General features: G+C 69.4%; 18 protein-coding genes and 1 pseudogene. 10 read left to right on the forward strand and 9 right to left on the reverse strand.

All coding sequences use genetic code 11. From position 1 onward, the window contains the following. Window positions 1–557 precede the first annotated feature (557 nt). Window positions 558–1,841, reverse strand: coding sequence for a tyrosine--tRNA ligase (gene tyrS / locus ACYVLQ_RS06340; protein WP_460696437.1), 1,284 nt, complete (start codon window positions 1,839–1,841; stop codon window positions 558–560). A 303-nt stretch (window positions 1,842–2,144) separates the two neighbouring features. Next, window positions 2,145–2,813 carry a FadR/GntR family transcriptional regulator gene (locus tag ACYVLQ_RS06345; RefSeq protein ID WP_460696438.1) on the reverse strand — a complete coding sequence of 223 codons (669 nt, stop codon included), beginning with the start codon at window positions 2,811–2,813 and terminating at the stop codon, window positions 2,145–2,147. Window positions 2,814–3,033: 220 nt separating this feature from the next. Between ACYVLQ_RS06345 and ACYVLQ_RS06350 the strand changes: the two are divergent. Then, window positions 3,034–4,352 (forward strand): annotated as a pseudogene (locus ACYVLQ_RS06350) (2-isopropylmalate synthase); the annotation flags it as partial. Between the two features lie 69 nt (window positions 4,353–4,421). Here ACYVLQ_RS06350 and ACYVLQ_RS06355 read toward each other — a convergent pair. The 3 genes from ACYVLQ_RS06355 to ACYVLQ_RS06365 all read right to left on the reverse strand — a co-directional run bounded on the left by ACYVLQ_RS06355 (window position 4,422) and on the right by ACYVLQ_RS06365 (window position 7,343). Then, window positions 4,422–5,045: a DNA-3-methyladenine glycosylase gene (locus tag ACYVLQ_RS06355; protein WP_460696439.1), complete on the reverse strand. Its 624-nt coding sequence runs from the start codon at window positions 5,043–5,045 to the stop codon at window positions 4,422–4,424. Between the two features lie 119 nt (window positions 5,046–5,164). Continuing rightward, window positions 5,165–6,079, reverse strand: a complete 915-nt coding sequence (locus tag ACYVLQ_RS06360; RefSeq protein WP_460696440.1) for an RNA polymerase sigma-70 factor — start codon at window positions 6,077–6,079, stop codon at window positions 5,165–5,167. 82 nt (window positions 6,080–6,161) lie between these two features. After that, window positions 6,162–7,343 (reverse strand): NAD(P)/FAD-dependent oxidoreductase, encoded by a 1,182-nt coding sequence (locus tag ACYVLQ_RS06365; RefSeq protein ID WP_460696441.1) that lies wholly within the window; start codon window positions 7,341–7,343, stop codon window positions 6,162–6,164. A gap of 307 nt (window positions 7,344–7,650) precedes the next feature. On the opposite strand from ACYVLQ_RS06365, the gene ACYVLQ_RS06370 reads away from it, so the two are divergent. From ACYVLQ_RS06370 to ACYVLQ_RS06380, 3 genes are read left to right on the forward strand one after another with little or no spacing between them, the layout of a single operon-like run. Next, window positions 7,651–8,382 carry an ABC transporter ATP-binding protein gene (locus ACYVLQ_RS06370; protein ID WP_460696442.1) on the forward strand — a complete coding sequence of 244 codons (732 nt, stop codon included), beginning with the start codon at window positions 7,651–7,653 and terminating at the stop codon, window positions 8,380–8,382. Continuing rightward, window positions 8,379–9,167 (forward strand): ABC transporter permease, encoded by a 789-nt coding sequence (locus ACYVLQ_RS06375; protein ID WP_460696443.1) that lies wholly within the window; start codon window positions 8,379–8,381, stop codon window positions 9,165–9,167. Before ACYVLQ_RS06370 ends, ACYVLQ_RS06375 begins: the two co-directional genes overlap by 4 nt. Then, window positions 9,164–9,781, forward strand: a complete 618-nt coding sequence (locus ACYVLQ_RS06380) for a TetR/AcrR family transcriptional regulator (RefSeq protein WP_460696444.1) — start codon at window positions 9,164–9,166, stop codon at window positions 9,779–9,781. The genes ACYVLQ_RS06375 and ACYVLQ_RS06380 overlap by 4 nt, the downstream gene beginning before the upstream one ends. Before the next feature lie 208 nt (window positions 9,782–9,989). On the opposite strand, the gene ACYVLQ_RS06385 is transcribed toward ACYVLQ_RS06380, so the two are convergent. Genes ACYVLQ_RS06385 through ACYVLQ_RS06395 form a run of 3 tightly spaced genes read right to left on the reverse strand, consistent with a single transcriptional unit; the run spans window position 9,990 to window position 12,869 of the window. Next, window positions 9,990–10,211 (reverse strand): Trm112 family protein, encoded by a 222-nt coding sequence (locus tag ACYVLQ_RS06385; protein WP_460696445.1) that lies wholly within the window; start codon window positions 10,209–10,211, stop codon window positions 9,990–9,992. Window positions 10,212–10,221: 10 nt separating this feature from the next. Then, on the reverse strand, window positions 10,222–10,680 hold the full coding sequence (locus ACYVLQ_RS06390) for a GtrA family protein (RefSeq protein WP_460696446.1): 459 nt from the start codon (window positions 10,678–10,680) through the stop codon (window positions 10,222–10,224). Next, the gene (locus ACYVLQ_RS06395) at window positions 10,677–12,869 is read right to left on the reverse strand and encodes a hypothetical protein (RefSeq protein ID WP_460696492.1); all 2,193 of its coding nucleotides are present in this window, start codon (window positions 12,867–12,869) and stop codon (window positions 10,677–10,679) included. The genes ACYVLQ_RS06390 and ACYVLQ_RS06395 overlap by 4 nt, the downstream gene beginning before the upstream one ends. 287 nt (window positions 12,870–13,156) lie before the next feature. Here ACYVLQ_RS06395 and ACYVLQ_RS06400 point away from each other — a divergent pair, with 287 nt between their 5' ends. Further along, a complete protein-coding gene (locus tag ACYVLQ_RS06400; protein ID WP_460696447.1) occupies window positions 13,157–14,254 on the forward strand; it encodes a glycosyltransferase in 1,098 nt (365 codons plus the stop codon). Continuing rightward, entirely contained in the window at window positions 14,244–15,380 is a 1,137-nt protein-coding gene (rffA, locus tag ACYVLQ_RS06405; RefSeq protein ID WP_460696448.1) for a dTDP-4-amino-4,6-dideoxygalactose transaminase, read from the forward strand. Before ACYVLQ_RS06400 ends, rffA begins: the two co-directional genes overlap by 11 nt. Window positions 15,381–15,495: 115 nt before the next feature. On the opposite strand, the gene ACYVLQ_RS06410 is transcribed toward rffA, so the two are convergent. Then, window positions 15,496–18,444, reverse strand: coding sequence for an AMP-binding protein (locus tag ACYVLQ_RS06410; protein WP_460696449.1), 2,949 nt, complete (start codon window positions 18,442–18,444; stop codon window positions 15,496–15,498). Between the two features lie 437 nt (window positions 18,445–18,881). Between ACYVLQ_RS06410 and ACYVLQ_RS06415 the strand changes: the two genes are divergently transcribed. From ACYVLQ_RS06415 to idi, 4 genes are read left to right on the forward strand one after another with little or no spacing between them, the layout of a single operon-like run. Continuing rightward, a complete protein-coding gene (locus ACYVLQ_RS06415; protein WP_460696450.1) occupies window positions 18,882–20,288 on the forward strand; it encodes a family 2B encapsulin nanocompartment shell protein in 1,407 nt (468 codons plus the stop codon). Between the two features lie 15 nt (window positions 20,289–20,303). Next, a complete protein-coding gene (locus ACYVLQ_RS06420) occupies window positions 20,304–21,764 on the forward strand; it encodes a family 2 encapsulin nanocompartment cargo protein terpene cyclase (protein WP_460696451.1) in 1,461 nt (486 codons plus the stop codon). Next, window positions 21,761–22,633, forward strand: coding sequence for a geranyl diphosphate 2-C-methyltransferase (locus tag ACYVLQ_RS06425; protein WP_460696452.1), 873 nt, complete (start codon window positions 21,761–21,763; stop codon window positions 22,631–22,633). The genes ACYVLQ_RS06420 and ACYVLQ_RS06425 overlap by 4 nt, the downstream gene beginning before the upstream one ends. Further along, window positions 22,630–23,196 (forward strand): isopentenyl-diphosphate Delta-isomerase, encoded by a 567-nt coding sequence (idi, locus tag ACYVLQ_RS06430; RefSeq protein ID WP_460696453.1) that lies wholly within the window; start codon window positions 22,630–22,632, stop codon window positions 23,194–23,196. Before ACYVLQ_RS06425 ends, idi begins: the two co-directional genes overlap by 4 nt. The last annotated feature ends 41 nt before the right edge of the window (window positions 23,197–23,237 follow it).

Below are 23,237 nucleotides of genomic sequence, written 5' to 3' on the forward strand. Positions count from 1 at the left end.
AAGACTCTAGACTCGCCCGAAGGCCAATCAAAAGTATCTCGAACCAGAGTCCGAAAACCTAACTTAAACGCCAGCCGGAAAATAGCTGACAAAAAATCCGACACCCACACGGGGGTGTAAGCGCCGGAACCAAAAACAATTTGGCACTGACATTCATCGACACACTATTGAGTTCTCAAAGAACACACGCACACCTGATCCGGCCGGAAACCCGACCCTCTCAAGAGGCAACTTTTCCAGCCTAACCACTCGGACCCATGGAGTCAAGCCCCGGATCGAAGACGGTTCTGCTGGCGTCAGGCGCTCCTCGTCCTACCTCGTGTCCCCGGCCTCTCGGCCCGGGTCGGCGTCCGTGTCGCTCTGACTTGGAATAAGTTACGTGGCGGGAAACGGAACGTCAAATCCCCAAGACAGCGGGTGTTTTCGCAGGTCGCGGCACCGCGATTCGGGCCACGGCAGACCTGAGTCACACCTTTGTGACTCAGGTCATGACGAGATCGGCGACCCGCGCGCCGACCATAACGAGATCGGCGACCCGCGCGCCGACCATAACGAGATCAGCGACCCGCGCGCCGCGCACCCGCGAAGTTCTTCTTGCCCCGGCGCAGCACGAGCCACCGCCCGTGCAGGTAATCGGAATCGGCGGGAGTCCACTCCGGATCGGGGATACGGGTGTTGTTCACCGACGCACCGCCCTCGGTCACCGCGCGGCGGGCCGCGCCCCTACTCTCCGACAGACCGGACGCGACCAGCAGGTCCACGATGGTGGAGCCCTCGGCGGCCTCGGCCACCGTGCCGTCCACCGCGGCCTCCGAGAGGGCCGATGCCAGCGTCGGCTCGTCGAGTTCGTGCAGGTCACCGCGGCCGAAGAGGGCCTGGCTGGCGAGCTGTACCGACCTGGTGTGCGCCTCGCCGTGCACCAGCGTCGTCATCTCGGCGGCCAGCCTGCGCTGCGCCTCCCGTGCGTGCGGCCGCTCCTCGGTGGCCTGCTCCAGCTCGGCCAACTCCTCGCGGTCGAGGAAGGTGAACCAGCGCAGGTACCGAATGACATCCGCGTCACCGGTGTTGACGAAGTACTGGTACCAGGCGTACGGGCTGGTCATCTCCGGATCGAGCCACAGGCTGCCGCCGCCGGTGGACTTGCCGAACTTCTTGCCGTCCGCGGAGGTGACCAGCGGCGTGGTCAGCGCGTGGACGTGCTCGCCGTCGATCCGGCGGTTCAGCTCGACACCCGCGATGATGTTGCCCCACTGGTCCGAGCCGCCGACCTGCAGCCGACAGCCATGGCGACGGCGCAGCTGCACGAAGTCGTTGGCCTGCAGCAGCATGTAGCTGAACTCGGTGTAGGACATGCCCTCGCCGTCCAGGCGGCGCTTGACGGTGTCGCGAGCCAGCATGACGTTCACCGAGAAGTGCTTGCCGATATCGCGCAGGAAGTCCACCGCGGTCAGCGAGCCGGTCCAGTCCATATTGTTCGCGATGACGGCACCGGTCGGCCCGTCGCCTAGGTCGACGAAGCGCTCGAGCTGGCCGCGGATCCGCTCCGCCCATTCGGCCACGGTGTCGCTGGAGTTCATGACGCGCTCGCCCACGTCGCGGGGATCGCCGATCAGACCGGTGGCGCCCCCTGCCAGCACGATCGGGCGGTTGCCCGCCCGCTGGAAACGCTCGAGCGTCAGCAGCGGCACCAGATGCCCGGCGTGCAGACTGGCCGCAGTGGGGTCGAAACCGGCATAGAGCGTGATCGGCCCCTTCTCCAGGTCCGACCGCAGCTCGTCCAGGTCGGTGGACTGCGCGATCAAGCCACGCCAGGTCAGTTCATCGATGATGTCGACGCTCACGCCGTCCTATCTTTCCGCACGGTTTTTCCGGGCTGATGTGCAGGTACCGAGTCTGATCTGCGGGAGCGTCCCCCGGCAACCGGTTTCGGCGTGAGACCGGCCGGGCTACTGCACTGCGCCAAGGTGCGCGGCTGCGATACAGCAAGCGGCGGACCGGCGCCCCCATCCCGCGATCTTCGGCACTGAATGCCGACGGGAATACCGCGTGCGTCCGACGACGCTGCCGCCGGGGAGGCGATGGTGTCCGGCGCTCGCAGGCGATCCGCCCCCCTGGGCGGGTACGCGCTCCCAGCCTGTGGCTCGCTACCTTAGCGCGGCCTTCAAGCTGGTCAGATGCACTCGGCTCGCGGATGCCGCGGCCTCGGGCGAGCGGGCGCGGACGGCATCGAGCAGGACCTCGTGGGCCGCGTGGTCGGCGCGTTCGTCGGGCAGCGGGCGCAGACGGAGCATGTCGATCATGGCGCGGCGCAGGCGGGGGACGAAGGCGTCGAACATCCCGGTCAGCACGTCGTTGTGGGCGGCCGTCACGACCGCGCGATGGAAGTCCGCATCGGCGTCCACGAGTTCCTCGACCGACACCGTGGCCTCGGCGCGCGCGGCCAGTGCGCGCCACATTGCCCGCAGATCGGCGGGCGTGCGGCGGCTCGCCGCAAGCGCCGCCGCCTCCGCCTCGATCGCGATGCGCGCCTCGATGACGGTAACGATGTCCGCCCGGCGCAGCACCGTGTCCCAGTCCTCGGCCACCTCCAGCGCGGTGACGAAAACCCCTGCGCCCTGGCGGCTTTCGAGCACACCCTTGCCGGACAGCTCGCGGATGGCCTCGCGCAGCGTGGAGCGGCCGACACCCAGCTGAGCGGCCAGGGTCGTCTCCCCCGGCAGCTTGTGACCGAGCAGCCATTCACCGCCGCGAATCCTGTCGAGAAGCACTTCCGCGGCCTGGGCGGCCAACGGATGCCTCTGTACGTGCGCCAAGACCCTCCTACCTCTCTACTTGTCTGAGGAGTTATCCCTGGTTAGTCTATGCCACATGGGACAGGGTCTGCTTCTTCTCGGCCGCCGCGGCGGGGTCTGATCGACCGGCACCCTGCCCGCGGGTCGCTGGGCTGCGCCGGTCATCTCCCCCCGACGCGAAAGCAACCACAGACATGTTCACTTCCTCCCCCCCATGGGAAATCGCCAGCGCCCGTCCGCCATGCCCTCGCACCGCTACCGCAGTGTGCACGAACGGGTTTCGATACCGATCGCCGACCGGCAGTGGCCGTCGAACCGCATCACCGAGGCACCGCTGTGGGTACCGGTCGACCTCCGCGACGGCAATCAGGCGCTGGCCGAACCGATGGATCCGGCCCGCAAGCGCCGGTTCTTCGAGTTGATGGTCGCCATGGGCTACAAGGAGATCGAGGTCGGCTATCCGAGCGCCTCGCAGGCCGATTTCGATTTCGTGCGGCTGATCCGCGATGCCGCCTTGGCACCGGAGGACGTCACGCTGGTCGTGTTCACCCCGGCGCGGCGGGATCTGATCGAGCGCACCGTACAGGCCATCGACGGAATCACCAATGACGTGGTGATCCACATGTATACGGCCACGGCGCCGCAGTGGCGGGACGTGGTGCTGGGCCGCTCCCGCGACGAGGTGGCCGAGCTGATCCGGTCCGGCGGGCGCGACGTGCTGGAGCTGGCCGGACATCTGCCGAACGTCCGATTCCAGTTCTCCCCCGAGGTTTTCATCCTGACCGAGCCGGATTTCGTCCTGGAGGTGTGCGATTCGATGACCACGCTGTGGGACGCGACGCCGCAGCGACCGGTGACCCTGAATCTGCCTGCGACAGTGGAGGTCGCGACACCCAATGTCTATGCCGACCAGATCGAGTACATGCACCGCAATCTGGCCCGGCGCGACGGCGTGGTGCTGTCGGTCCATCCGCACAACGACCGCGGCACCGGAATCGCCTGCGCCGAACTGGCGGTACTGGCCGGGGCGCAGCGCGTGGAGGGCTGCCTGTTCGGCAACGGCGAGCGCACCGGCAATGTCGACATCGCGACGCTGGCGCTGAACCTGCACGCGCAGGGCGTGGATCCCCGGATCGACTTCTCCGATATCGACGCGGTCCGCGCGACGGTCGAGTACTGCACGGGCCTGCCGACCCACCCACGGCACCCGTACGCGGGCGACCTGGTGTACACGCGTTCTCGGGGACACATCAGGACGCGATCAAGAAGGGGTTCGCCGACCATCGTGCGCGAGCCGCGCGGCAGGGCCTGCCCGAGAGCGAAACACCTTGGGAGATACCGTATCTGCCGATCGACCCGGCCGACGTCGGCCGCTCCTACGAGGCCGTGATCCGGGTCAATTCACAGTCCGGCAAGGGCGGGATCGCCTACCTGCTGGAGACCGAGTTCGGGGTGACGCTGTCGCGGTCCGAGCAGGTCGAGTTCGCGCGACACGTGCAGCGCCATACCGACGAGACCGGCGCGGAGGTATCGGCGGAGGCGCTGTGGGAACTGTTCACCGAGTTCGATCCGGAAGCGGCACGGGCGGTGAGGCGCGGCGGCAAGTCAGGGCTCAGCTGACCTCGGCGTTCAGGCCGAGCGCTCGGCCCGCGGTGCTCGCGGGCTGCGGCGGTAGGCGGACACGGCGGGGGAATCGCGGAGCCACAGCCGCCAGGGCCGGTCGGCGGCGAGACTGACGCCGACGCGGGGCCCGACGCCGAGCGCTCCGGTGTCCGTGATCTCCGAGCCCAGTTCGAGCCGGATCGGCGATTTCGGGTCGAACAGGCCGATTCCGTAGTCCGCCAAGGTGATTCCCAGGGCGCTGCCGAGATTGCCTGGCCCCCGGGCCAGACCCGCGTCGGCGCGGGCGGCCGGGCGGCGGGCGCGGGCGGTCTCGTGCCCGGCGATCACCTCACCGGCCCGGATGAGGACGGCGCTGGCGATGCCGTCGGGACCGCTGGTGACGTTCACGCAGGTGTGCATGCCGTAGCTGAAATAGACGTAGAGCACGCCGGGCGGACCGAACATGACGGCATTGCGCGGGGTGCGGCCGCGGCCGGAGTGCGCGGCCGGGTCGTGCCACGGCCCGGCCGGGTCGCCACCGTACGCCTCGACCTCGACGATCCGTACGCCGACCGGCCCGGACCACAGCGTGGCACCGAGCAGACGACGCGCGGCCTCCAACGGTTCGACGGCAAGCTCCTCGGCAGACACAGCGGTCCATTGTCGCAAACCGCACGTCATCGGGACGTGCTGGGCCATTTCGCACGGTCGTTCCCCAACTTCGGGCAGGTCGACGAGCGCCCCGGCGGTCCTGCGCCTCTGGGCGAAGGTCAGCTGGCGGCGCCACCGTCGCGCAACCCCGCGAGCTTGTCGGGATTGACCTGGAAGCGGATGTTCAGGACGCGGCCGCCGACGATGTCGTAGGTCAGTGCGCCGATCGGGTGGTCGCCGACGAGCACCAGCAGGCCGAGTTCGCAGTTGATGGTCGCCGGGGCCATATACGCACCGGCGGAGGTGGGTTTGGCCATGGCGCCGAGCATCCAGCGCGCCACGTGGTCGGGGCCGTGCAGCGGGCGACGCGCCGCGGTCACCTTGCCGCCGCCGTCGTTCCACAGCGTGACATCGGGCGCCAGCAGCTCCATCAGGGCGTTGACGTCACCGCCGTGCGCGGCGGCCATGAATTTCTCCGTAACCTCCCGGCGCACAGCGGAATCGGTATCGCAGCGTGGGCGGCGGGACTGTACGTGGCCGCGGGCGCGGTGGGAGATCTGGCGCACCGTCGCCTCGGGGCGCTCGAGGTAGCCCGCGATCTCGCCGTGCGAGAAACCGAACACCTCGCGCAGCACGAACACGGCGCGTTCCACCGGCGTGAGCGTTTCCAATACGACCAGCATCGCGGTCGAGATGCTGTCGGCCATCTCGGCCTCCTCCGCGGCGTCGGTCGTGGTCAGGAGCGGTTCGGGCAGCCAGGGCCCGACATAGGTTTCGCGGGTGGCCCGGGCTGAGGTGAGGCGGTTCAGCGACAGATTCGTCACCGTGCGCACCAGGTAGGCCTTCGGATGTTCGACCGCGTCGCGGGCGGCGGCATGCCATTTCAGCCAGGCGTCCTGCAGGACGTCCTCGGCGTCGGACACGCTGCCCAGCATCTGGTACGCGGTGCCGAAGAGCAGACGCCGGTGCTCGATGAAGGGGTCGGTGGCCGCGTCCGGACCGGCCGGATCGGTGCCGCGCGTGTCGTCCTGCATGAGGGTCGATGCTTCCGGGAGGTGGGCGATATCGGCAAGGACCGCCGATGGCTCGGATGTGCCATCGGCGGCCGGACGGGAGTCAAGCGACCTGCCGGGTCACGTAACCGCGCTTGGACACGGTCACCGTGACGTTCATCTTCCTGCTCGCCTTGAAGACCGGCACGGGGCTGCTGCTGACGCTCTCCTTGTAGAAGATCGCCGGGCGGCCCTTGAGGTACCACCGCTTCGGAGTGTCGTCGGCGTTGGTGAACTGGATGACCGCATCCTTGCGGCCCAGGCTCAGCGGCTGATGGATGTAGCCGAACCGGAACGGCTTGACCGTCTTGCCCCGCAGCCGCCGGGCGATGGCGTCCGCGACGAATGCGGCGGTGGGCATACCGCTCTGGCAGGTGCCGTGGATCGGGCCCCAGTTCATGCGCACCGCGGCGGCGTCCCCGACCGCGTAGACGTCCGGGTGCGAGACCGACCGCAGCGTGGGGTCGGTGATCACCAAACCCTTTGCGTCGGTGTCGATTCCGGCATCGGCCGCCAGCCGGGGCACCCGCACGCCCGCGGTCCACAGGGTCAGGTTCGACGGCACCGATTCGCCGGTTCCCAGTTCCACCGCGTCCGGCAGCACCTTGGTCACCTGCACGCCGACCTTGCGGACGATCCCGAGGCGATCCAGCGCCCGGTTCAGGTAGGCACGGGCCCGCTCCCCCATCATCGAGCCGGGCTCGGTGGTGGCGACGAGGGTAACGGTCAGCTCGGGGTGGCTCTCGGCGATCTCGGTGGCCGCCTCGATTCCGGTGAGGCCGCCGCCGACCACGGTCACCGTGCCGCCGGTGGCCGCGAGTTCGGTCAGGCGCCGCGAGAAGCGGTGCGCCCGGCGCGGATCGTTCAGCGTCCAGGCGTGATCGGCCACGCCGGGCACCAGCGTGGTGTCGGTGCCGCTGCCCAGCGCGTACACCAGCGTGTCGTAGTTCAACTCGGTGCCGTCGTCCAGGGTCACGCGGTGGGCGAGCGGGTCGATGGCCGTCGCCGCGGCCCGCCGGAACTCCACGCCGGAGCCTTCGAGCAGCTTCGGGATGCGGTGGTCGGCCAGCTCCTGCCCAGCGGCGATCTGATGCGAACGCAGCCGCTCGGTGAACCGATCCGAGGGGTTCACCAGCGTGATACGCACGTTCTCCCGGCGGGTGCGGTGCGCCAGCCGAACGGTGGCCAGCATGCCGGTGTAGCCGCCACCCAGTACGACGATCTCGTGGATCTTGTCGGCGTTCATGATGTTCTCCCATGCGCTCGTTGTGCGAAGTCGGCCATTGGACAGGACAGGGGCGCGGAACGTGACACATCCAAAATGTGACCTGTGACACATAAGCGGCTGGCTGGTCCGGTGAATCCCGGGGATCGGTCACGCGTCTCTCGGGGGCGAATCCGGGTGGGCCAGTTCGTGGTGGCGGAGCCGGGCGGCGATGCGGGCCGAACACCGCACCACGGCGGTCATCAGGAACCGGGGGTTGCGCCGGAAACACCTCGAGGTGCAGAATTCAACACATAATGAATTCAACACTCGATGAATTGAGGTGACCATGACGGCACCGAGTTCCCCGCCCGCGATCGAGATCGACGACCTGCGGGTGTGCCGCGGCGGACGCGAAGTGCTGCACGATGTTTCGCTCACCGTGCCGACCGGCTCCATCACCGGGCTACTGGGCCCGTCCGGCTGCGGCAAGACCACCCTCATGCGCGGCGTCGTCGGCACCCAGATCATCGAATCGGGGTCCGTGCGCGTGCTCGGCGAACCGGCCGGGTCGGCCGGGCTGCGGGCGCGGGTCGGCTACGTGACGCAGGCGCCGAGCATTTACGACGACCTCGCCGTCGCCGAGAACGTCTCGTATTTCGCTGCGCTGTACGGCCGTTCGCCCGCGGATGTGGCCGACGCGATCGATGCGGTCGGCCTCACCGACCATGCTCGCCAGCGGGGCAACCAGCTCTCCGGCGGACAGCGCACGCGCGTCTCGCTCGCCTGCGCGCTCGTCGCCGATCCCGAACTGCTGGTGCTCGACGAGCCCACCGTCGGCCTGGACCCGGTGCTGCGGGTCGAGCTGTGGAACCAGTTCCACGCCCTCGCCGAGCAGGGCCGCACCCTGCTGGTGTCCAGCCACGTGATGGACGAGGCCGAGCACTGCGACCGCCTGCTGCTGATGCGCGACGGCCATCTCCTGGCCCAGCTCAGCCCCGACGAACTGCGCACCGACACCGGCGAATCCAGCTTGGAGAACGCGTTTCTCGCACTGATCAAGATGGGAGGGGCCCGATGACCACGACCCTGGTTCAGCCCGCGGCACCGCGGCCGCTGCGCTGCTACACCGCCACCACCGTACGAATCCTGCGGCAACTGCGCGCCGATCACCGGACCGTCGCGATGCTGCTGCTCGTCCCGGCCCTACTGCTGGCGCTGCTGTACTTCGTGTATCAGGACTCCCCGACCGTGCCGGGGATGCCGCGCCTGTTCGACCGGGTCGGGATCAGCATGCTCGGCATCCTGCCGTTCATCGTCATGTTCCTGATCACCGCCATCGCCATGCAGCGCGAACGCACCTCGGGCACGCTCGAACGGCTGATGACCACCCCGCTGTCGAAGCTGGATCTGCTGGCGGGCTACGGCACCGCGTTCTCGACCACGGCGGCGGCCCAGGCGGGTCTGGCCTGCCTGGTGGCGTTCGGGCTGCTGGGGCTGGAGTCGGCGGGCAGCGTGTGGCTGGTGCTGCTGATCGCGGTCGTGGACGCCGCGCTCGGGGTGGCGCTGGGGCTGCTGGCAAGTGCCTTCGCGCGCACCGAATTTCAGGCTGTACAGTTCATGCCCGTGGTCGTGGGGCCGCAGTTCTTCCTGTGCGGGCTGCTGGTGCCGCGCGGACAGCTGCCGGATTGGTTGGAGGTCATCAGCAACGTGCTGCCGCTGAGCTACGCCGTCGACGCGCTGCAACAGGTCTCCAGCAATCCGGGGGCCACCGGTGAAATGTGGCGGGACCTGGCGATCGTGGCCGCCTTCGCCGCCGTCGCACTGGCCTTGGGCGCGGCGACGCTACGGCGGCGGACGGCGTGACGGCGGCCGGCCGCAGCGGGCGGCGGCCCGGGCAATCGGGGACGCGGGAAGCGATCCTCGATGCCGCCCGGGCCCGGTTTGCGGAGGTCGGTTTCGACAAGGCGTCCATTCGATCGATCGCGGGGACGGCGGGCGTGGACCCCGCTCTCGTGCATCACTACTTCGGCACCAAGCAGCAATTGCTCATCGCGGCGTTGAATCTGCCGATGGATCCGGACGAGATCCGCGCCGAACTCGCGACCACACCCGTCGACCGGCTCGGCGAGACCATCGTGCGCACGGTGCTCGGCGTGTGGGACTCCCCCAGCGGTACGCCCGCGATCGTCGCGTTCCGCACCATCATCGACAGCGGTGACGGCGCACTCGCGCGCAACTTCCTGCTGGAGGTGGTGCTGAAAGATGTCCTGCCGCGGATCGATTCGCCGCCCGGCTCGGGTGTCACCCGGGTCCTGCTGGCGGCCTCGCAGATGATGGGGCTGCTGATCGCCCGCAAGATCGTCGGGGTGGAGCCGATCGCGTCGCTGACCGCGGACGAGTTGGCCGTGCTGGTCGGGCCGACGCTGCAGCGTTACCTGACTGGGGAATTGGAGTTGCCAGGGTCTGCGATTCGGTGAGCGGGGATCCCGGCCAAAAGCGCGCCGGGAATGCATGGGACAGCGCGCCAGGAAGGCACGGGACAGCGCGCTGGTAATGCGTGGGGCATCGCGCCAGGAAGGCACGGGACGGCGCGCTGGTAATGCGTGGTCGGCGCCACCGGTGCGAGCGCCTTGCCGGCGGCACGGGACAGCGCGCCGAGAAGGCATGGGGTGGACGCGGTTTGGGTTAGGGCCGGGCTGTGAAGGCCTTGTGTTCCTCGGGGCTTACCTCGCGGGCCTCGTCGATGAGGAGGACGGGGATGCCGTTGTCGATCGGGTAGGCGCGGCGCAGGCGCGGGTTGTAGAGCACGCTGTCGCCGTTCCCGTCGCGTACCAGTGACAGCGGGCCCTTGTCCTGCGGGCAGGCCAGCAGGCTCAGCAGGGTCGGGTCCAAGGTTTCCTCCGCCATGACCGATAACTTACCGCTCCGCCGCGACTGCCCCGCGCGGCGCCCGCCGGAACGAGAAGTGCCGGTGACCGAAGAAGCTGGCCACCGCCACCAGGCCCATCACCGCCACCGTCGCGGGCGTCTCCGGCAGGTGCAGAGCCCCGACCGCCAGCTGCACCCCGGCCATGTTCAGCAGCATCCCACCGGAATTCACCAGCACGAACCGCACGAAATCCCGCACGACGTGCCCGCGCACCCGAAACACCAGGGTCCGGTGCGCGGCGAACGCGAACACGATGCTGATGCAGTAGGCGAGCGCGACGGCCGCGGCGGGCGGCCAGCCGTCGGGCAGGATCTTCAGCCACATCACCGTCAACACCATGCCCAGCAGCGTGTTACAGCCGCCGACCGCCGCAAAGGCGATCTCCTGCCGCCGGATCAGCCGCAGCAGCAGACCCGGCGCGAGCGTGGCGGTCTCGGTGGCATTCACGGGATCGATTCCGCCCGTGGAGATTCCGCCTCGAGCCCGGCCGTATCCGGCTCGTCGCGGCGGCGCGATCGCACGTACATCCACTGCAGGATACCCAACCCTGCCAGCCCCGACACGGCCGTGCCGATACCGATCTTCCAGCCCGGCGGGCGCCAGGTCACCTCCAGTTCGGCGTTCTGGGTCCCGGCCGGGATATCCACGGCGACAAAGGACTTCGCGACGGTGTCGAACGGTATCTCGTGCCCGTTCAGGTGCACCCGGTAGCCCGGCCAGCCCAGCCGCGCGAACACCACGCGCCCGCCGTCGGCCGAGGTCACCCGCAGCTTGCTGGAGGTGTCGGACTCCGAGGTCGAGGTCGCCGTGACGCCCGCGGCGTCGGCCACCCGCCCGTTCACCGTCGAGATCGGCCCGCCGACGCGCTCGAGCACCCTAATGTAGCGCTCGTGGCCGGGATAGTCGACCCACTGCCAGCCCTCGGGCGCGGGCTGGGTCCCGGCGTCGGGGAACATGGCCGTCTGCAGCACGATCCGGTCGAGCTTCATCAGGTCGGCGACCGTGCGCCCCGTGGTCGGCTCCGGCGTGAACAGGCGCCGGTAGGCATCGGGGCACACGCTGGAATCCCAGCGCATGCACAGCATTTCACCGAACCAGAAATGCCCGTTCGGGGTGTAGCCGTTGACGTAGTGCCGCTCCACGTCCTTGGCGTAATTGCCGAAGGCCAGCGAGCCGTAGGCGCCCTGCAGCGTCCGGTCCTCCGGCCGCAGCAGGCCGCGATCGCCGAGTTGCAGGGTGATGCCGTCGAACTTCGGGAACGCCGCCTTGGCGTCGGAGCGGTTGGTTGGCAGATTCCAGCTCATCGGGGTCGGCTGCGCGCGGTCCACCTGCACATAGGCGATCGGGAGCATCGCCGCGATCACCAGCAGCGCCGCGGCCGTCGCCCCGCGCGTGCGCGCCAGCCAGACCGCGGCGGCGCCGAACGCGGCCACGACGACCGCCGAGAGCACATGCCATCCCACATTGTGCGGATCGGCGGAGAAGGTGCGCACCCACAGCAGTCCGATCGACACCGCGGCCGCGATGCCGCGGTTGCGCCATCCCGCGGTGGTGCCGAAGCGGCCCAGCAGCACGCACACCAGCACCAGCAGGCCCAGCGCCAGCATCGGCAGCACCCGGGCGGGCCAGCGCAGCGGGCCCACGGTGCCGGGGCCCGCCGCCCACATCAGAAACATGATCGCGAACAGCGCCACCGCGGTCAGCTCCCGCCACGCGGCGCGCGCCCGGCCCCAGTCGACGAACGCCAGCGCCGGAATCAGGAACCAGGCGATGTAGGTCATCGGCAGCGGCTGGATGTACCCCCACCACGAGTTCAGCGCGGGCAACGTGGACGGCAGGCTGGCGTTCAGCGACTCCGACCAGGGCACGGTCAGGAACTGGTCGTTGTTGATCTGGGCGGTGCCGCGCCAGCTCACCTTCGCCGACAGCATGCTCGGCAGATAGGTCAGCAGGCCCGCCAGACCCGCGCACAGCGCCACCGCGGTCAGCCGCGCGACCGGCTGCCACCGCCGCTGGTAGACGAGCTCCCCCACCGCGACCGCCACCAGCATGAGCGCGGACTCCACCGCCGGGAAGACGTACTCCACCGAGATCGCCAGGTACAGGAACACGAAGACCGGAATCGGCCCGCTCCTGCCGCGCGAGTAGCGCACCGCGGACGCCCACGCGTGCACCATCCACGCGGTGCCGGTCAGCGACGTCATCCAACTGGCCTGGTCGAAGAACAGGAACCAGCCGGTGAACGGGAAGGCGACGCCGGCCACGGCCGCCCACTGCACGCGCCCGCCGTAGGCCAGGCACACCCGGTACACGCCGAGCGCGGCGATGATCGCGAAGATCAGCTTCACGACCGTGGCGTAGACCGCGAGATTGTCGACCGAGGGGGCGATCAGATCGATCAGCAGCTGCGGCGGGTTGAACAGGCCCGCCTCCTCCATCGTGTAGTTGCCCGTCATCCACTGCTCGGGGATGAGCACCGGCAGATTGCCCTCGCGCAGGTGGCGGCCGAGCATCACCCACAGCGGGGTGTACTGGGACTCGGTGTCGTCGGTGAAGAAATGGCGCGCGTTGGCCAGCAGCACCGCGACATAGCCGAGCACCACCCCGACCGCGGTGATCGCTCCCCACCGGTACACGCTTCCGCGCGACGGCCCGTCCGCGGCACGCTCCGGCGGCACCCGGGACTCGGCGGGCGCGGGAGGTTCGGCCAGCGCCGTCGACACTGCACTTTCCACCACGAGTCACAGACCCTACAGGCCCGGGTGACGCTTGGCATTCACCCGCGATCCGGTGATGATGTCGGGATGCCTCGCCGCGCCGGAACCCGTCCCCTGCTGCGTGTTAGAGTTCACCGCGATTCGGGCTCTGCACTGCAACGAGGAGTTCCGGCGCGCACCGTCGTCCCCGAAAGTCGAACCAGCTGATGCCGATTCCCTCCGCACGACCGCGTTCCGCCGCCATCGATCAGGCGCGGGCCAACGGTCATCCCGGCCGGGTCCACGCGGTATCGGTCGTCGTCCCGGTGTATCGCGGCGAGGACACCATCGCCGGACTGGTCGCCGAGTTGCAGCGGCTGACCGAGCCCACCGCCACCCCGGGCGGCAGCACCTTCGCCGTCACGGAGATAGTGCTGGTGCACGACCACGGACCGGACCGCTCCGATGTGGTGCTGCAGCGGCTCGACGACGAGTACGACCGGGTGCGGGTGGTCTGGCTGAGCCGCAATTTCGGGCAGGACGCCGCCACCATCGCCGGTATGGCGGCCGCCCGCGGTGAGTGGATCGTCACCATGGACGAGGACGGGCAGCACGACCCGGGATACATCGGCGCGTTCATCGACACAGCGCTGGCGCAGCGGGCCGATCTGGTCTACTCCAAGCCCACCAACACCCGTCCACACGGCTTCCTGCGCAACCTCACCTCGCGCGGCGCCAAGCTGGTACTCGCGACGCTGTTCGCGTTCCCGGATTCGACCCGATTCGAGAGCTACCGGCTGATCCGCGGCGATATCGGGCGGCAACTGGCCGAGGTCGCCTCCAACGGCGTCTATCTCGATGTGGCACTCACCTGGGTGGTCGACAACGCCGCGCAGGCGCCGGTGGAATTGCGCGCGGAGGGCCGGGAGGAGTCCGGTTACAACTACCGCCGGCTGTTCTCGCTGTTCTGGAAGATGGTGCTGTGCAGCGGAACTCGCGGCCTGCGAATGGTGAGCCTGCTCGGGGTGACGCTGGCCCTGGCGGGCGTGGTCTACGCGGCGATCGTGGTGGGGCAGGTGCTGTTCGGCAGCGGGAACAATCCGGAGGGCTGGGCCTCGACCATCGTGGTGCTGCTGCTCGTGTCCGGGGCGATCCTGTTCTCGCTCGGGCTGATCGCCGAATATCTGGGCGTGGCGCTGCATGTGCTGGTGGGCAAACCCCTTTACCTGACGGTAGATTCGCCGACACCGCGCCCCGACGAGCATCGGGCACCGGCCCTGTCCACGACCGCAGCGATCGGGGGGAACGACCCGGGTGAGCACTGACCGCATCATCTTCAGCAGGCCCTACCGCGCCGCGCGGGAACTGGCCAACCTCGAGACCGTGCTGGCCTCCGATCAGAGCCACGGCGACGGGCCGTTCACCGAGGCGGCCACGCACAAGCTGAAGCAGATCACCGGCGCGCCGCACGCGCTGTTGACCACCTCGTGCACACACGCTCTGGAGATGGCCGGGCTGCTGCTCGAACTCGGGCCCGACGATGAGGTGATCGTGCCGAGCTTCGCGTTCACCTCGACCGCGACGGCGATGGCATTGCGCGGGGCCACCTGCGTTTTCGCCGATATCGACGAGCGCGGCAACCTCGACGCGGAGTCGGTGGCGGCGGCGGTGACCGAGCGCACCAAGGCGCTCGTGGTGATCCACTATGGCGGCGTCGCCGCCGAGATGGACCGGCTGCTGGCGCTGGCGGACGCGCACGGCTTGGCGCTGATCGAGGACAATGCGCACGGGCTGGGCGGTACCTGGCGCGGCAGACCACTCGGCAGCATCGGCACCGCGGGCGCGCTCAGCTTCCACGACACCAAGAACGTGCACTGCGGCGAGGGCGGCGCGGTGCTGCTCACCGACGAGATCCTGATGGGCCGGGCGGAGATCATCCGGGAGAAGGGCACCGACCGGGCCCGGTTCCTGCGCGGCGCCGTCGACAAGTACTCCTGGCAGGACATCGGCTCCAGCTATCTGCCCAGCGAACTGAACGCGGCGGTGCTGGACGCGCAGCTCGCGGAGTTCGACACCATCCAGGCGGGGCGGTTCCGGGTGTGGGACGCCTACGCCGCCGCACTGCCGGACTGGGCCCGCCGCAACGACATTCGCCTCATGCAGGTCCCCGACGACCGCGAGCACACCGCCCACCTGTACTACCTGCGCACCCCGACCGAGCGCAGCCGCGACGACCTCATCGATCACCTGCGCGCCCGGGGCGTCTCGGCCCCGTTCCACTACGTCCCCCTGGACTCCAGCCCCGCGGGCCTCAAACTCGGTCGCACCCCGAACCCGTGCACCCGCACCGCCGAGTTCTCCAGCACCCTCATCCGCCTCCCCCTCTGGCCGAACCTCACCGACCACCAGGTGACCCGCGTCATCGAAGCCGTAACGGCATTCACGGTCTAACCCCGCAGCATCGAACCCGGGCCCGCACCCCCTGCAGGCGTTGCACGGGATGCTGGAACGAACACGAGGTGCGGGAAGGATGCCAGCGGCGGGTCCGGGAGCCGTGGCCCGGCTCCTAGGCGAGCAGGCGGTCGAGGGCCTCGGCCGTGAGGACCTCGTAGGAGTCGGTGGCGCCGTGGTACCACCAGGTGCGCTCGCCCGGCTCCAGGCGCACCGCGGACTGCACGGCACGGGTGGAGGGACGGTAGGTCGAGCTGCGGGGAATCTCGTCGACGACATAGATCAGATCGGGGCGCCGGGCCGGGTCGAGGGCGCGCAGGCACTCGGTGACGTCCTTCGGCTCCAGCCGGTAGCCGCCGCGCACGCTGACCGCGGCGACGGCGAACGTGCGGCCGGAATCGGCGCGCAGGCCGAACGCCACCTCCATGTCGACCGCGGTGATGTCGTTGAGCGCGTCCACGATCGGCTGGGTGTACACCGGGCCGCGAGCGGTCTGGATGACCGTGTCGCGGCGATCCATCAGCCAGTAGTCGCCGTCGCTGTCGCGGCGGAACAGGTTCTCCGTCGGCATCCACGCGTCGCCGGGCGTGAACACCCCACGCAGGCCGCCGCGCGAGATATCGACGGTATCGGCCGCCTTGCCGATCAGCAGACCCACCTCGTTGTCGGCCGCCCGACGGGCGAAACCCTGTGCGTCGGTGACGATCTCGTCGGTCGCCGGGTCGTAGGACACCAGCTCCACCCGCGCGGCCCCGGGCACCGGTCGCCCCTTGCTGCCGATCTTCGCACCCGCCACATTGGCCAGCACCACATCGCCCTCGATGGAGGCGTAGAACTCCAGAACCCGTGCGGGCGCGAACCTTTCGGTGGTGCGCCGCCACAACCCGGCGGGCATGCCGGAGCCGATGAACAACCGGATCGGATGGGGGTGACCGTTCGGGAAGGTGTCGGCGTCGAGGATGTCGCGCATCATCGTCCAGGTGTAGGTGACGACGGTGACCCCGTACCGGTGCACCTCCTCGGCGAACCGCGCGGGATCCAGCGAATGCGCGAGCGCGATCCGGCTGCCGCCCGCCACCGCGCCGCCCAGGCTCACCAGCAGACCGGACGAATGGTGCAGGGGCGCAAGGCAATACACGGTATCGCGGCGATCGAGGTCGGCGGAGCCCGCGGTGCCGAACGCCGACACCGCCCACCGGTGGTTGGTGATGTATTTGATGTCGAGCTTGTCGCCGGTGCCGGTCACCAGCACGAACGCCAGCTCCCGCGCCAGGCCCGGGTCCGGCCGGAACCAGCCGGGCAGCACCACGCGGGACGGGTCGATCCGCTCGAGATCGACCACCTCGCGGCCCGGCGGCACGTCCAGCTCGCGCGCGTCGCCGCCGCCGAGCACCAGCACCCGCGCGCCGGTGTCGGCGGCGTCGCGCAGGTTCTCCGGGTCGGACACGACCGTCTTGGCGCCGGTCAGCTCGACGGCGCGCCGCAGTTCGCTACCGGGTGCGAGCAGCACCGCCACCGCGCCCAGCCGCGACAGCGCGGCCACCGTCGCGAGCGCGCTGGGCCTGGTCTCCATGAGCACGCCGACCCGGGTGCCGGGCCGCACCCCCACCGAGATCAACCCGCGCACCACGTTGTCGATGCGCACGTTCACCGCGGCGTTGGTGTGTACGCGATCGTCGAACAGGAAAAGGTCGCGCAGCGGTGCCCGCCGTGCCTGCTCGGAGAGCAAGCGCCCCAATGAGATTCGGGTGTGCGGCTGGATCATCCCCAGGCGCGTCAGGCGCGGCAGCGCACGTGCCGCCTCGCCGGTCAGCTCCACCGAGCCCCGCAGCGTGCTGGTGGCGATGCTGCCGAGGGCCGCCCCCAGCCCGGCGCCCGCCTCGGCCAGGGTAGCCGCGGTGTGCACGACCCGTGTCGCGGCCGAGCGCGGGCGGTTGCTCGCCACGTGCTCGCGCATCGGTGCGATCTGCTCGGGCAGGTCGTCCCGGCCGGCGAGCCACCGCACCCAACCGCGCACCAGCGGCCAGGTCTGCTGGGTGGCCATACTCCCGGCCACCAGGCCGAAATGCCCGGCCACCAGCGATGCCTCGTAGACGTCGGCATTCGGCGCGGCGCGCACGATGCCGCGCACCGCCGCCGGTTGCCCGATGTCGTCGACCTCGCCGACGAACGCCAGGATCGGGCACTTCAGCTCCGCCAGCGAGATCGGCTGGTCGCGAATCACGAACCCGCCCAGCATCATTCGGTTGTGTGCCACGAACTGCTTCAGCAGATCCGCGGCCGCCGGTCCGGAATACCCCACCCAGCCGTCCTGTTCGAGGAAGCGGCGCTGCCGCTCCTTGGGCAGCAGCGCCTCCCGGTCGTGCAGCTGGCGCAGGAAGTCGATGCGCGCCTTAGCCGTCTTGACCGGGTCCAGCATCTGGAAGCCGACCCGCACCATGGCGTCGGTGATCGGCAGCCGGTTGAGCACGTGGTCGGCGACGAAATCGGCCACCTCGGACACCAGGCCGTGCGGGAGGCCGAACGGCAGGCCCGCCACGATATCGACCGGGCTGCCGAAGGTCACGATGCTCTCCACGCCCTTGCCGTAGCGGTAGGCCGTGCTCTGATAGGCGAACATGCCGCCCTGCGAATACCCCATGAGGTGCACGCCGTGCCCGGTCAGCTCGTTGACCGTATCGATGGCGCTGTTGAGCGCGAGCACGTGGTCGGCCAGATCGCGCTGCCAGCCGCCCTCCTCGCTGGCCGGGGAGCCGAAATCGATGACCCAGCAATCGATTCCGGCCCGCTGCAGGATGCCGACCGCGCCGCCCTCGGCATTGACGTCGTAGATGTCGGCGCTCACCATCAGCGGCGGGACCAGCAGCGCCACCGGGCGGCCGGGCGTGGTGTCGTCCGGGAAGTAGTGACGCAGCCGGTACATGCGCTTGCGCTCGGTCACCTCGTAGGGCGACGACTCCACGTCGTGCGTCAGCCCCCCGAACCGGACGACCTCGAGGCCGTTCTGCGCGGTCGCCATCAACCGCTGCACCGACTGCGCGACGAACCTCGTATCGAACTTCACGGTTACTCCCAGCCCTCACCCTGCATGTGGCGTGCATCACACTTTCCGCCGCGTTTCTCCGAGCTTGCCACACACCTACCCTACTGCGCTGCGGCTGTGATCAGACGCATGCCGTGCGCGGCTATCACCGGAGCCGCCGACGACGTGCCGCGGACCCGAGTCGACCGCCCGCACCGATCCGGTTCGTCCCATGATGTCACCGGCAGTTCCCCCGATCGAACGCGTGTCGTAACCATCCGGCGGGGGTTTCCTCCGAGTATTCCAGTTCCGCTGCACCGCAACCGTTTCGCAACTATCATCGGTGACGCTGGAACGCACTGTTGCGCACAGCATTTCGCTCGAGTGACCAGTATTCCGCAGGCCCGTAGCCGCCTGTCGCACTGCCGTGAGCGTCGCCACCGCCGTCGTCGCACCCCATCTCGAGGTGAGGATCCCGCATGACCGTCGAAATGCCCGCGGAGACCGAGAATCACGCCCCCAGGAGCCTGTCCACCGGCGCCGCCCACCAGCTCGCGCACACCACCAAATCCGAACCCCAGATGCAGGGCATCAGCTCCCGGTGGCTGACCCGGGCACTGCCGTGGGTCCAGGTCAAAGGCGGTGTGTACCGGGTGAACCGGCGCCTGACACACACTCTCGGCGACGGCAAGGTGGAATTCGCCGTCGACGGCGGGAAGGCCCACGTCATCCCGCAGGAGCTGCGGGAGCTGCCGCAGCTGCGCGGCTTCGACGACGACGATGTACTGCGCGCGCTCGCCGAGCGTTGCGAACAGCGCGACCTGGACCCGGGAACGATCGTCGCCGAATTCGGCAATCCGGTCGATCAACTGCTGCTGGTGGTGCACGGCAAGCTGAGCAAGATCGGCACCGGCGATTACGGCGAGACCACGATGCTCGGAATGCTCTCCGGCGGAGCCTATTTCGGCGAGGAGATGCTCGTCGACCGCGGCGCCATCTGGCCGGTGACCGTCAAGACCGTCACGCGCACGACGCTGTTGAGCCTGCCGCGCGCCGCCCTCGACCAGCTGATCGAGGAGGCGCCCGCGCTGCGCAGGCACCTGTCCGAGTACGCCGCCGCGCGCACCCGCCCGCAGAACAAGCACGGCGAGGCGAATATCGAGATCTCCTCCGGCCACAGCGGCGAGCCGCTGCTGCAAGGCACCTTCGTCGACTACGACGCCGCCCCGCGCGAATACGAGCTGGGCATCGGCCAGAGCGTGCTGCGGGTACACACCCGTGTCGCGGACCTGTTCAACGAGCCCCACAACCAGATCGAGCAGCAGCTGCGGCTGACCATCGAGGCCCTCTACGAGCGTCGCGAACACGACCTGGTGAACAACCCCGAGTTCGGCCTGCTGCGCAACTGCGATCTCAAGCAGCGCATCTACACCGAGTCCGGCCCGCCCACCCCGGACGACATGGACGAGCTGCTGAGCATGCGGCGCAGCACGAAACTCTTTCTGGCACACCCGAAAGCGATCGCCGCATTCGGTCGCGAGTGCACGCGCCGCGGCATCTACCCGGACCCGGTGGACGTCGACGGCCACCGCATCCCGGCCTGGCGCGGCGTGCCGATCTTCCCCTGCGGCAAGATCCCTGTCAGCGACACCGGCACCACCTCCATCCTCGCCATGCGCACCGGCGAGAAGGATCAGGGCGTGGTGGGCCTGCACCAGACCGGCATCCCCGACGAGTTCGAGCCCGGACTGAACGTGCGGTTCAAGGGCATCGACGATCAGTCCATCATCTCCTACCTCGTCAGCTGCTACTACTCGGCGGCCGTCCTGGTCCCCGACGCGCTGGGCATACTCGACAATGTCCTGGTCGCCCGGCAGGCCGAGTGACGGGAGCGGGCAATCATGTCGGTGCTGTCGCGCGCCGCGGCACCGCAGGCCACCGGAGAGGTGGCCGCGGTCGTCGCCGCGCTCCTGAGCAATTTCGACCACGCACCCCCGGCCCGGCTCGCGGCGCCGGACGAGGGGGAACACGAGTCTTCCCAACCGGGCCCGGAGGACGTCGAACCCGAAGCGCCCAAGCCTGATTCGGCTCCTTCATCCCCGCTCGGCGATATGTCGGGCGCCGCTGTGCCGCGTCGGCTTCTCGGCCCGAGCGGGCTGGGCGCCCCCTACCTGCCGAGACCACCGGGACAAGCAGATGCCCTGCCCGCCGGTGCCGACGACGGGACGCCTCCCCTCGTGGGGCCATCGTCCGCAGGTAAGGCTGACACTCCCCTCGGCAAATTACTATCGGGCAGAACAGATCTCACTCGATTCACGAGGGGGCCCGCCACCGCCGAACCGGATTCGGCACAGCGAGCCGCGATCCCGCCGCTGTACTGCCCGCCACCCGTGCGCGACGACCCCGCGCTCGCCGAGGCGGTCAACGAGGGAATTCTGCTGTGGGCCGAGACGATCGGACTCTACGAGGGCAAGCTCGATGAGCTGCGCAAGGCCGACTTCGGGCGGCTGATCATGCTGGCGCACCCGGATTGCGACGATCCGGACCGGCTGCTCGCCGCGGCCAAGTGCGCGGTGTCGGAATGGTCGGTGGACGACTACTACTGCGAGGAGGACGCCGACGACCGCGCCCCCGACGGCACCCCGTCCAGCGCGGAGGCCGAGCTGGGGCCGCGACTCGAATTGGCCGCGGCCGCCATCGATCCCGTGCATCTACCGGCCCGGTATCAGGCACAACTGGAACGCGCCCAGCAGGCGGACCCGATCCTGCGGGCCTTCCGCACGTCGTTCGAACACCTGTCGCACTACGCGACACCGGCGCAGCTGGCGCGGCTGCGCACCGAGATCGGCGGCTGGTTCATCGCCTTGGGCGCGGAGGCGGGCTGGCGGGCCGCCGATCGGATGCCGCCGGTGTGGGAGTACCTCACCAACCGCCAGCCGCACAGCTTCCTGCCGTGCATGGCCCCGATCGACGTGGTCGGCGGCTACGAGCTGTCCGCGCCCGAGTACACCGATCCCCGGGTACGGCGGGTGGTCACCACGGCGGCGCTGGCGGCGCAGATGGTCAACGACCTGTACTCGATGGCGCGCGAAGACCTTTCCGGCGGAAGGGAATTCAACCTGCCCACGGTGCTCGCCGCCGAGGAGCGGTGCCCGCGCCGGGTCGCGGTCCGCCGCACGGCGGAGGTCCACGACGAACTGGTGCACCGCTTCGAACGCGAGGCGACGACCCTCGCGGCCACCGGCTCACCCGAGCTGCGGCGTTTCCTGGGCGGGCTGTGGGCGTGGATGGGCGGCAATCGCGCCTGGCACGCCGACAGCCGCCGATACCACGAGAAGGACCGAGAGGATGATCCGCGATGACCATGCTCGAGCATGAGACCGACAACGTCCTGCGCACCAGCTACCAGCGGTCGGTCGCCGCCTACTGGAACGACAACCCCAACGACGACCGCGTCAATACCCGCCTCGGCGAGGTAGACGGCCTCTACCACCACCACTACGGCGTCGGCGAGCCCGACCTGTCGGTGTTGGAGGGCCCGGCCGAGACCCGCCAGGAGCGGATCGTGCGGGAACTGCACCGGCTCGAGACCGCCCAGGCCGACCTGCTGCTCGACCAGCTCGGCGACGTCCGCCCCGGCGACCGGCTGCTCGACGCGGGCTGCGGGCGCGGCGGCACCAGCATCATGGCCAACCGGCGTTTCGGCTGCCGGGTGGACGGCGTGACGATCTCGGAGTACCAAGCCGGTTTCGCCAACGACCAGGCCCGCGGGCGCGGGGTCGACGACAGGGTGCGGTTCCACTTCAAGAACATGCTCGACACCGGATTCGACGCGGGCAGCATGCGCGGCCTGTGGACCGACGAGACCACCATGTACGTCGACCTGCACGACCTGTTCGCCGAGTTCGCGCGGGCGCTGGCGCCGGGCGGGCGCTACGTCTGCATCACCGGCTGCTCCAACGATGTCATCGGCGGCCGCTCGTCCTCGGTGAGCTGGATCGACGCGCACTACGGGTGCATGATCCATCCGCGCGGCGAGTACTTCCGCGCGCTCGCCGCGCACGGACTGGTCCCGATCACCGTCACCGACCTGACCCCGGCCACGATCCCGTACTGGGAGCTGCGCACCCACTCCGAGCTGGCCACCGGGGTGGAGAAGCCGTTCCTGACCGCGTATCGGGAGGGCAGCTTCCAATACCTGCTGATCGCCGCCGATAAGGTAGGTCGGTGATTCCCGAAGCACCGACCACGATCGACCGCGAGACCCTGCCCGTCGAGCTGGTGGACGAGCAGGGTCGGCCGATCGGGGCGTGCCCGGTGGCCCAGGCGCACACCGCCCCCGGGCGGCTGCACCGGGCGTTCTCGGCGCTGCTGTTCGACACCGACGGGCGGGTGCTGCTGCAGCAACGCGCGGGGGTCAAGACGCGATTCCCCCTACTGTGGACCAACACCTGCTGCGGGCATCCCGCGCCGGGCGCCGGCGTCGCCGACGCGGCGGCGGAGCGCTTGGTCGAGGAGCTCGGGATCCGCGTCCCGCTGACCGAGATCGGCACGTTCACCTACCGCGCCGGCGATCCGGAGACCGGCCGCGTGGAATACGAGTGGGACCACGTGCTGGTCGGCCGTTTCGACGGCGCGCCGCCACGCCCGGACCCGGCCGAGATCGCCGCCCACACGTGGATGTGGCCGGACGATCTCCGCGCCGCCATGGCCGCCGATCCGGAGGCCTACACGCCGTGGCTCTCCGGGGTGCTGGCGGTGGTCGGCCGGTCCGGCACCGGGTGGAACACCTAGGGCGGCAAGGGGGCAGTCCGCCCAGCCGACCTCGCGCTCGC

The sequence above is a fragment of the Nocardia thraciensis genome, from assembly GCF_054782435.1.